Below are 9,746 nucleotides of genomic sequence, written 5' to 3'. Positions count from 1 at the left end.
GTATCGTGCAGTCGATCAACGTGGCGATACCATTGATTTTTATCTTTCTTCTAGACGTAATACCAAATCAGCATATTGTTTTCTTGGAAAAATTTTAAATAATGTGAAGAAGTGGCAAATTCCACAAATGATCAACACGGATAAAGCACCCACATATGGACGTGCTTTATCACGGTTAAAATGGGAAAGAAAATGTCCACCAGATCTTGAGCACAGGCAGGTTAAGTATAAAAATAACGTGATCGAATGTAATCATGGCAAGCTAAAGCGGATCATCAGGGCCACATTAGGATTCAAATCTATGAAGACTGCTTATGCCACAATTAAAGGTATTGAAGTCATGCGTGCACTACGTAAAGGACAAGCATCGTCATTTTATTATGGTCAGCCTCAGGGTGAAGTGTGTCTAATCAACAGGGTTTTCGGTCTCTAAGCACTTTTTAAAGGGAACATCATCGACTCAAATCTCTATTTGCAACAGTGCCCTATTTTCTTCAGTAACAACCGCATGGCTATGATCATGATGTTCTGACATAAAATATTTTCCTTATTCTATTTATGATGAGCAGAGATATTGGATAACAGCCAATATCTCTGCTGTAAATCGACTAATCTATTGGATTAAGAAACTTTCTTTTCATTTATCCAACGATAAAGCACGGGTAACAGCACCAAAGTTAGTAATGTTGAAGAGATAATCCCGCCAATCACTACGGTTGCCAGTGGCCGTTGAACCTCAGCCCCTGTTCCGGTTGCCAGCGCCATTGGTACAAAACCCAGTGAAGCCACACAAGCTGTCATCAACACTGGTCTTAAGCGCAAAATAGCCCCTTGCCACACGGCTTTATGCACTGGATATTTGTCCCTTAATTCCTTAATAAAGGTCAGCATTACCAGTCCATTGAGGACTGCAACACCAGATAAGGCAATAAAGCCAATTCCAGCTGACATCGATAATGGAATATCCCTTAGCCAAAGGAACAGCACACCACCGGTCAAGGCAAAGGGTACCCCGGTAAAGACCAATAGACTTTCTTTGACATTGTGAAAGACCGCCATCAGTAAAATAAAGATAGTGATTAAAGCCAGTGGAATCACGATTTGCATCCGTGCTTTGGCTGAAGCCAAATTTTCAAACTGACCGCCATATTCTATCCAATAACCACTTGGCAAAGTGTATGCTTTGAGCTGTGTCTGTACATCAGAAACAAAAGACCCTAAATCACGCCCTTCAACATTCGTTGTAACCACAACTCGGCGTTTACCATTTTCTCGACTGACTTGGTTGATTCCTTCAATGGTCGAGACTTGCGCGACATCCGACAATAAAATACTGCCACCATTTGGAAGCTGAATAGGTAACTGGGAAACAGATGCGACACTACGGTCTTGCTCTCCAAGACGGATAACAAAATCAAAACGACGATCGCCTTCTAAAATCTCTCCCACGCTTTGTCCACCAATACTGGTTGCCACAAGGTCTTGAATTGAACGCACACTCAAACCATATTGTGCAGCCAAAGTTTTATTTACCTCGACATTCAGTAATGGCAAACCTGAGGTCTGCTCAACTTTCACGGCACTGCTACCCGATATTTGCTGAATGATTTTGGAGATTTTAGTCGCCTCAGTATTGAGGACATTCATATCATCACCGAAGATTTTCACACCAACATCACTACGCACACCTGAGATCAATTCATTAAATCGGAGTTCAATCGGTTGTGAAAATTCACTATTATTGCCTGGAATCGTGGCTAAATACGTCACCATACGGCCACGTAATTCATCTAAACTTTCTTTAGGATTTGGCCATTCTGAACGAGGCTTTAACATGATATAGCCATCTGAAATATTGGGTGGCATGACATCTGTTGCAACCTCGGCTGTACCCGTTCTGGCAAATACTGCCTTAATTTCAGGGAAACTCTTTAAAAGAAGTTTTTCAGTATTCTCCTGAATACGTAAAGACTCTTCTAAGCCTGTACTTGGTGAACGTAACTGTTGTACCGCAAAGTCTCCTTCACTGAGCTGTGGTGCAAATTCACTGCCGAGTTTGGTACTGATAAATCCCGTAATCACTAATACACACAGTGCAAAAGTCAGCACAACTGCTTTGTATTGATACGAAATATCAAGAGTTTGCTGATATTTAGCTTTTAGCCATAACATCCAACGACTTTCTTTTTCTTGAATATCGCCTTTGACCCACAATGCCACAGCAGCAGGCACAAAGGTGATCGATAAAATAATGGCTGCAACAAGGGCTAGTACCACTGTCAATGCCATCGGATGGAACATTTTTGCTTCCACACCACTTAAAGCAAAAATCGGCAAATACACCACCAAAATAATAAGCTGACCAAAAATAAGAGGACGACGTGCTTGGCGGGCAGCCAGAAAAACTTCCTTAAAGCGTTCACTTTGTGTGAGAGGTCGTTTTAACAGTTGCTGTGTATGGGCTAAACGCCGGATACAGTTTTCGACAATCACCACAGCACCATCGACAATGATGCCGAAATCGAGTGCACCTAAACTCATCAGATTGGCACTGATATTTTTCTGTGCCATCCCGGTTAAGGTAAACAGCATAGAGAGTGGAATGACACAGGCAGTAATCAAGGCAGCACGGATATTCCCTAAAAACAGGAACAGAATGATGATGACCAGGATTGCTCCCTCTACCAAGTTTTTCTGAACGGTTTTAATCGCCTTCTCAACCAAGGTAGTACGGTCGTACACTGTTTCAATCACTACCCCTTTAGGCAAACTATTCTGAATATCTTGAAGCTTGGCATCCACAGCTTTAGAAACAGTCCGGCTATTTCCACCCATCGCCATCATGGCAACCCCTAAAACGGTTTCTTTGCCGTTATAGGTTGCCCCACCGGTTCTTAAATCATGCCCAATAGAGACTTGCGCAATATCACCAACCCGAATTGGGCTGCCATTTGGGCTACCCAGCATGGTGTTCTCAATATCAGAAAGCCCATTGAATGCACCCGGTACACGTACCGTCAGTTGCTGACCATTGTCTTCAATATAACCTGCACCTCGGTTCTCATTATTTTGCGCTAAAGCCTGTTGCAGTTGTTCTAATGAGATATTCAGTTGCTGCATCCGGTTTAAATCGGGAGAGACCACATAGGTTTTTTCAAAACCACCAATACTGTTGACCTCTGCAACTCCCTTAACACGTTGCAGTTGAGGACGCACAATCCAGTCCTGAATCTCACGCAAATCCATCGGCGTGTATGCAGTTCCATCCGGCTTTTTCGCATTCGGATCTGCCTTCAGTACCCATTGATAAATCTCACCGAGACCCGTAGAAACGGGGGACATCGTCGGTGCGATTTGTGCAGGCAACTCAGATTGCGCCTCCTGTATCCGTTGGTTAATCTGCTGACGGGCCCAATAAATATCAGTCCCATCTTTAAAGACAATGGTGACTTGAGAGAGTCCATAACGGGATATGGAACGGGTAAGCTCCAGATCCGGAATGCCAGCCATGGCATTTTCAATGGGATAGGTAATCCGCTGTTCGACTTCAAGCGCAGTAAAACCCTTGGCTTGAGTATTAATCTGGACTTGGGTATTGGTAATATCGGGTACAGCATCAATCGGGAGTTTCTGATAGCTATACACCCCGACCGCAATCCAGGTACAGACAAAGAGCAACACCCAAATCGCATTTTGTATGGAAAACTGAATGATTCGTTCGAATAAACCTTCTGGTTTTGGCAGATCAGAATTAATGTTCATGGCCTGCCTCGTCTTTTTCTAATTCAGATTTCAACAAGAAACTGCCTTGAGCGATATACTTCTGCCCTTCAGTCAGCCCAGAAATCACTTCAAGCCATTGTCCATCACTTGAAGCCTGCCCCAATTGCACTTTCTGTGCTTTTAAGTGGACTTGACCTTTTTGTTCTGAATCTACGATGAAAATACTGTCTTCACCTTCAATACTTTGCAGCGCAGACTTTTGAATCCGAAGGGCTGATTTTGCTGTAGCTTCCGGAATCAACACTCTCACTAGCACATTAGAACGCAACTCAGTAGCTTGCGCATCGAGTTTTGCGCGCACCACCAGACGCCCTGTTTGTACATCTGCCTGAGAGGTTAAGCTTTGTACAGTAGCTTTATAGATTTGATCTGAATCATTCACTTTAAAGTCAATTTTTTGCCCGGCTTGCAGTTGACCTGAGAATTGATTCGGCAAATTAAACTCAAGCCATAAATCTTTCAGCTGTTCAATGACAAAGAGCTGATTAGCCAGTTGCACATTTTCACCGACCACAATATCTTTTTGACTGATCACCCCAGAGATCGGTGCTTTAATCAGAAAACGCCCATTGTTATTGCCACTTGCACCTAATGCATTTAAACGTGCTTGTGAGGACTGGACAGTAATCTGCGCTTGACGGTAGGCATTTTCGGCACGCTGGTAATCCTGTTTGGCAGAAATCCCCTGTGACCAGAGTTGCTGTTCGCGCTGGTAATCTTTACGGGCCAAATCCAGATTCACCTGTGCCATACGCAGATTTGCCTGTTGGTCGATCAGTTCAGGCACGATTAGTACAGCCAGCGTTTGTCCTTTTTGCACGCTCTGTCCTAAAGCCACATTGACCTGCTCGACATGACCACTAAAATTAGGCGATATATGCGCTTGTTGATCGGTATTCACCACCAATTTACCTGGCAGGGTTGTCAGCTTTTCAACCAATCCTGTGGATGCAACAGCAACTTTTAAACCTTGTTCAACCATTTGTTGGCTGGTCAGTTGTATTTCGCCTTCTTCAGCATGTCCTTCTTCAGAACTATCTTCATCAGAATGTTCGGCATTTCCCTCATCATGACCATGCCCCTCAGATTCAGTTTTTTTTGAACTTAACCAAATAACCAGACTGACCAAGACCGTAATCAGAATCAAAATTGCAATCATGAGAGACTGGGATATTTTTCCGTTTTGCTTGGCGTTCATTTTATCGTGCTCCCCCATTGATTAAATTTTGCGATGCTTCGACTGCCTTTTTATTCAGTTGTGTATAGGCATCCGAACGGCTAATTTCTTCATAACTTGTGCCAATACTGAGTGCCTCAGCTGCGAGGGCAGTTTGCCAAGCTTGACGTAGAATTTGTAATTGACCCAATCGAAGATTCTGCAGTTGGGTGGTTGCTTGCTGAACGTCGGTAATGGACAGTTTCCCTGCCTGAAACCCTTGTAAAGTACGGCTCTGAACTTTGGTCGCCAAAGTAACTTGTGCTGTTGTGGCATCGAACTGGCTACGTAAACCTTTGAGCTGATGCATGCTGTTGGCAATATTGAGTATTTGTTGCTTCAGCTCACGCTGCTGCTGTTGGTTCAGCAATATTTGCTGTTGCTGGACCATCGGGATCGCATATTGCTGGCGGTTGAAAATATTCAGTGGAATAGCCACGCCGATTGCCAAAGTCGTATCGTTGCTTTCATTAGGGGTTTTGCTACGTTTCATGCCTACATTTAAAGTCGGATTGGGACGTGCCTGAATTCTTAAATTTTCAATTTGATGATCCGATTGCTGAATGTTCAAGGCATAGAATTTTTCTAGCCACCCTTCAGCAATATACCGTTGCACAGTTTGGAGACTTTGCTCTGGCCAAGGGATAGCGGTTTTATTCAATTGAAGATGTGAAGATGTTTCTCCCCCCCACAAATTAGACAGCTGACGACCGGCAGCTTGTTTATTCAGCATCGCTTGCTGATAAAGTCGTTGGATTTCTAGCGCTTCAATTTGGGTACGCTCAAAATCAACCAGGGCAATACTGCCTGCCTGATAGCGTTTCTGGGCACTGTCCAGATTGGCTTTACTTGTTTTTAACTGTACTGAATAAGCAGACTGCTCAACCTCAGCAAGTGCAAATTGCGACCATGCAAATTTAACAATCAGTTGGCTTTGTGCCTTCCATAATTGCTGTTGCAATTGGATTTGTTGATTCGAGGTATTGGCAATCACCCGGTTCAGCTTACGCTGACCAAATAGATCTAGAGGTTGACTAACGCCAACATTGAATTCCTGTTCTTGACCTGAGCCAAAGCCAGACTGTTCTAAACTTATACTTGGATTCTGCCATAACCGACTTTGCTGAATATTCAATTCAGATATTTGCTGAACTTGTTGCCACAGCTTGTCTTGAGTCTGGTAACTTTGTACTTTTGCTAAAGCGGATTCAAAGCTGGTAACGTTTTCAGCATAGCTATATTGCATAGCCGCTGCACATATACAAGCAACCAAGCTATGACGCAAGAGTATAATTGATTGTGAAGACATGATTTTTCCCACTTATTTAAATAATAAAAGTGGTGGGAATGTTTTAGGCTACCCCACCATGAGCGGGGAAAATTTGGGAGGTGGGCTTTGTTGAAACAGGTCAGGAGCCTGATAGCTGTTTTTCCAATGAAATTGTGGATTCACTTTAACTTCAGAGCTTGGATGAAACACATCTACTTTTTCATTTTGTACAATCAAATGCGTCATCGATGGTAGATGATCTTGATGATCTTCACCGATTTCTAAATCGCTACTGAATGTTTTTATGTTTTCTGACTGTCCATTATGATCGTGTTGACGACTATCGCTGGCACACAAGGTATTTTGGTGATGACCAAAATGATAACTCTGCTGTGATTGAGGCTGTTGTTCATGGACACAAAAGGCCGCCGCCACATTCCAAAAGCTTTGGAACATGAACAATCCAACCAAGACTGTAATCCATGTAGTAGAACGCATCATCATAACAATCGAAAAATTTGTACCAAGTATAAGGCTTAGAGCCACTCCAAGGTCAAGCTTAATAAATTAAATTAAACATTCAATGAACACTGAATAGCCGGCACTTTTGCAAATTTACCTTGTCTCTATAAGCTCACATCAATTTCAGGTAAGAATAACAATAGATAGTGAACCGTACCGGGTTTGTCGGAGACTTTTTATTTAAGTTAGGCCACCTGACCTAACGGGTTAATCTTATCATTGTACATTGCTTCAAACTCAAAAGGCGATACATTGTCAACGGCATTCTAAAATTGACCCCTTTTACCTTACAAATGGCAAAGTAAAATTGCCCCCTGAAATCAGAGAAAGAGCGGTTCAATTACTAATTGAATCTGAAAAAGATTATCCTTCTACTTGGGCAGCAATCACAGCTATTGATCCTAAAATCGGTTGTACTCCTGAAACATTGCGTGTTTGGTATCAAAAATATTTAGATCAACAAAATCCTGTCAAAGTACAACAGATATCTGATCAAGAAAAAATGAAGGGTAATCCCCCCTAAAATACTAGCTCTTTAAAAGAGGCAGTATTATGCTTTTACAACATGGTGTTTAACTTGAGAAACTGAATTTAAAACAATCTACTGTAACTCTTCCAGACAGATATGAAATTAATCCACCCCTAGCCCCTTAAACACAGCATCTACCGGATCTGCATAAAAGCTGGTCTGGAACTTGGTAAACAGTTCCACAGGAATCGTTGGGATATCTGCCGCACTACTCATTGGCAAAGCAACCTTCTTGGCACCCGCATCAAAAGCAACTTGCAGACATTCGGCAATACTTTCCACCGGTGTCACTGAACCACCCAAGCTCATATCACCCAGTACCACCATCTGACTTTGAACCGATCGTCCTAAGAGGCCAGAAGCGAAAGCCACTAAACTTGGCAGAGCAAGATGGCTGAGCGGGCCGGTATTCTGTAATTCCACCACATGTAAATGGAAATCATGTTCCAGCACCTTACTCCCCCCCGAGATCCGGGATGCATTGTTGATAAATTTTCTAAACAAAAAGGATCAAACTAATCTATAAGCTTTGTGGGTTAGAAAAAAAATAACTCACTTTGCATTGATCATATTTAAATTCTTGTTTTATCCATAGCACTAACCTATTAATTTTAAAAAATAATAGGTACTGGCTAAATAGCAAATCGATACATATCTTTTTCATAGAGGAAATATGATTTTAGTAAGTTCTTGTCTGGCTGGCTTAAAGGTACGTTATAACGGGACGCATAGCTTAAACGAAAAAATCGAAAAATTAGTCAAAGATGGAAAAGCTACTATGGTATGTCCAGAGATTCTTGGCGGTTTATCAACACCACGCGAACCTGCCGAGATTTCGGGAGGTAATGGCGATGATGTCTTAGATGGAAAAGCCTGTGTAATTGAAAAATCAGGAAAGGATGTGACTTCAATCTATATTGAAGGGGCATATAGAACTTTAAAAAAAGTTCAATTATTAAAAGCTACTCTGGTAGTGCTTAAAGAAAATAGCCCTTCATGTGGTAGTTCAATGATTTACGATGGTCAATTTAATGGGAATAAGATCTATGGCAATGGAGTTACCTCCGCTTTGCTTAAACGTCATAATATAAAAGTCATTTCAGAAGAAACTTTTTGGCAACTTTTACCCTAGTTCCTCCGCTTTTATTTAAAATCTTCATGCAACTCCAACCACGCCCCCCTTTGCAATATCAAGTCTCTTCGGTATTTAGAGATATAGTGAGGTAATAATCTAAGAAGCATATCCATTACTTCCACATCAGTTAAAAAGTAGTGGTTCAATTTTATGCTGTAATTCTTTAACAATTTTAGCAAGCTGATCATGTAAAACTAACCAACATTGCTCATGACCTTGCCCAATATATTCATCTATTATGAGTTGCAAAATGTCTTGATCTATCTGACTTAAGAATTCTAAAAACCATGTCGCAGCAACATCCTTGGCAACTATTGTTTTATGATCTAATGTATAAGCTATACGGCATAGCGCTAAAATTTGATTACATTCATCCTGATCGTCTTTCCAATGAGCAATAATTTGTGGATAAGTTTTTTGCATGGCAAATATTAATTGTTCATAGCTAATTGGATTTAACCAATCGCAAATATCAGGTCCAAAGATAGTAATGTTATGTAATTGGGCAGTTTTAAGTAAAATACTAATATCTGGATCAGATTGACTATAAAGTAATTCACCTTTGAGTAATTCTTCTCTCAACCACTCGCCATATTGTAGCTGATATGTATATGGATGATTTTTATTGGTAATACTCCCTTTTTCTAATATCGTAATTTCTAAGGCACGCGCTGTAGCATGACCAATCGGAACAGATATATTTAGAAAATTCTGCGCTAATTGTTTTCTTTCCTGATCGGTAATTTCACGTTCAATAATAACTAAAATATCAAGATCACTTTTATGTTTTAAACCACCATCAACATACGAACCATATAAATAAATAGCATAAAGCTTATCTTTAAAATTTTTTTGTAAAAGCTGTTTTACACTTTCAACTTGGCGACACTCTTCATCATTTAAGCTTTGCATATGATTTTTAATTTAAAAAAATAAGTAATGAATTCATAGAGCATTATACAGAATAAGTGTAAATAATTTAATCAATTAGTAAATAACATACTATTTTTACAATATATTTACTTTCAATATAGAGTTTAATACATAAAACTCTATCAATCAAAAAAAGCTTGAAACAACATCTGAATAGTAAGAGTCATTTCCTCCTCACTTAGAGATGGATCCGGAAATTTGAACAACTCCTATAAGTGATACTCTGCTCCTCAAATGATGTTATAAACATCAATATATGGAGTATTTTATGGCACGTAGACCAAGAAGAAATCATTCAAACGACTTTAAGGCTAAGGTAGCACTTGCTGCGATCAAAGCAGAAAAAACACTTGCTGAA

Annotated in this window: 7 protein-coding genes and 2 pseudogenes; 3 read left to right on the top strand and 6 right to left on the bottom strand. The window is 40.7% G+C overall.

All coding sequences use genetic code 11. The annotated features are described in order from the left end of the window. Positions 1–433, top strand: a 433-nt coding sequence (locus FTU62_RS16845; protein ID WP_180103246.1) for a DDE-type integrase/transposase/recombinase, incomplete at its 5' end; no start/stop codon positions are given. Positions 434–621: 188 nt separating this feature from the next. Here FTU62_RS16845 and FTU62_RS16840 read toward each other — a convergent pair. The 4 genes from FTU62_RS16840 to FTU62_RS16825 are packed head-to-tail and all read right to left on the bottom strand — an operon-like array spanning position 622 to position 6,773. Next, positions 622–3,762, bottom strand: a complete 3,141-nt coding sequence (locus FTU62_RS16840; RefSeq protein ID WP_016658776.1) for an efflux RND transporter permease subunit — start codon at positions 3,760–3,762, stop codon at positions 622–624. Next, positions 3,752–4,981, bottom strand: a complete 1,230-nt coding sequence (locus tag FTU62_RS16835) for an efflux RND transporter periplasmic adaptor subunit (RefSeq protein WP_016658777.1) — start codon at positions 4,979–4,981, stop codon at positions 3,752–3,754. Before FTU62_RS16835 ends, FTU62_RS16840 begins: the two co-directional genes overlap by 11 nt. A 1-nt stretch (position 4,982) precedes the next feature. Further along, a complete protein-coding gene (locus FTU62_RS16830; protein WP_035269736.1) occupies positions 4,983–6,308 on the bottom strand; it encodes a TolC family protein in 1,326 nt (441 codons plus the stop codon). Between the two features lie 48 nt (positions 6,309–6,356). Further along, positions 6,357–6,773, bottom strand: a complete 417-nt coding sequence (locus FTU62_RS16825; protein ID WP_227591950.1) for a cation efflux protein, CzcI-like — start codon at positions 6,771–6,773, stop codon at positions 6,357–6,359. A gap of 289 nt (positions 6,774–7,062) precedes the next feature. Between FTU62_RS16825 and FTU62_RS16820 the strand changes: the two are divergent. Next, a pseudogene (locus FTU62_RS16820) lies at positions 7,063–7,299 on the top strand (hypothetical protein); the annotation flags it as partial. A gap of 123 nt (positions 7,300–7,422) precedes the next feature. On the opposite strand, the pseudogene FTU62_RS16815 reads toward FTU62_RS16820, so the two are convergent. Then, positions 7,423–7,821 (bottom strand): annotated as a pseudogene (locus FTU62_RS16815) (S16 family serine protease); the annotation flags it as partial. A gap of 172 nt (positions 7,822–7,993) precedes the next feature. On the opposite strand from FTU62_RS16815, the gene FTU62_RS16810 reads away from it, so the two are divergent. Further along, the gene (locus tag FTU62_RS16810) at positions 7,994–8,452 is read left to right on the top strand and encodes a DUF523 domain-containing protein (RefSeq protein ID WP_077170035.1); all 459 of its coding nucleotides are present in this window, start codon (positions 7,994–7,996) and stop codon (positions 8,450–8,452) included. Positions 8,453–8,578: 126 nt separating this feature from the next. Here the strand turns inward: FTU62_RS16810 and FTU62_RS16805 are convergent, their stop codons facing one another. Continuing rightward, positions 8,579–9,367, bottom strand: coding sequence for an aminoglycoside adenylyltransferase domain-containing protein (locus FTU62_RS16805; protein WP_038350081.1), 789 nt, complete (start codon positions 9,365–9,367; stop codon positions 8,579–8,581). Between the last annotated feature and the right edge of the window lie 379 nt (positions 9,368–9,746).

It is taken from the genome of Acinetobacter sp. YH12126 (assembly GCF_013418745.1).
GTDB lineage: Bacteria > Pseudomonadota > Gammaproteobacteria > Pseudomonadales > Moraxellaceae > Acinetobacter > Acinetobacter amyesii.
Note: the sequence above shows the minus strand (reverse complement) of the source record. Positions and strands in the feature narration are given on the sequence as shown.